1 protein-coding gene is annotated in these 915 nt (G+C 50.3%); it reads right to left on the bottom strand.

Annotation, left to right across the window (positions count from 1 at the left end; genetic code table 11):
- Positions 1–103 precede the first annotated feature (103 nt).
- Positions 104–382, bottom strand: coding sequence for a hypothetical protein (locus EC604_RS30745; RefSeq protein ID WP_123067463.1), 279 nt, complete (start codon positions 380–382; stop codon positions 104–106).
- Between the last annotated feature and the right edge of the window lie 533 nt (positions 383–915).

Below are 915 nucleotides of genomic sequence, written 5' to 3'. Positions count from 1 at the left end.
CTAGAGTAAAAGGCTGGGCAAAACCCGGCCTCTCCTCATCAAACCGTACGTGAGGTTTTCCCTCATACGGCTTTCCGATGTTTGTCATTCATGGGCATGCAGATTACAATAGCGTTTTTAATTCATATTGACTGGCGATGTACTTCACCTCGGCTATTGAACCTATCCATTTTCTGCGTTGTCTCTTCTTCGCGTACCACCGGGTTAACCGTTGCAACATATACCAGTCCAGCTTCGCTAATCTCTTTTGGCTGTAGGAGCGGTAGACTTTGCCGTACAGAGCATGAAATTTACGCTTCTTGTTCTCCTTGGCCACATGACCTAGCTTTTCTTGGAGTTGTTGAACTTTTTCCTTTGGTGTTGTTAGCCGGTTGGCATTCACTCACTCGTACCTCCTCCAAAAGCATAAACAAAGTAGGGCTCCTTCCCTCCCCAAGGTTATGTTGTCCTTGGGTTCTTCGGTACTATGAGCCCCTCGGACTCCCTTCCCACAGACGTTTCACTTCGTCTTTTGGACTTATAGAGCGTCTCTTTACGGGGGTTAAAAAAAATCCCGTGTGGGGGAGGGTCTCCCCAGTTCACTGCATCCTCTTTCAGACCATGCCGCTCCCTTTACGCCGGAGGATTCTCCGCTGTCGCTCCAAGTTCCAAACAGTTTCCTTGACCTTCGTCGATATGAGCGCGACTCGGCTTCCTCTTGTCCCTCTTGCGAGGCCTTTTTGACGATGCGGCAGAATTCACTTGATGTTACGGCCTGGCATGTCGCTCGCTTTGTCTCTGACAGGTACTTTTGCCGATATGCTTTTACGCACAGATTTCGCCATACGCAAATATCCTAGCTACGCAGGGGCTTGGCCCCTCCTGCGACCGGACTTTCACCGGCTAGAAGATGCGTGCTTTGCTGGGCACGCCTCA

Source organism: Paenibacillus amylolyticus, assembly GCF_003719335.1.
Lineage (GTDB): Bacteria > Bacillota > Bacilli > Paenibacillales > Paenibacillaceae > Paenibacillus > Paenibacillus amylolyticus_D.
Note: the sequence above shows the minus strand (reverse complement) of the source record. Positions and strands in the feature narration are given on the sequence as shown.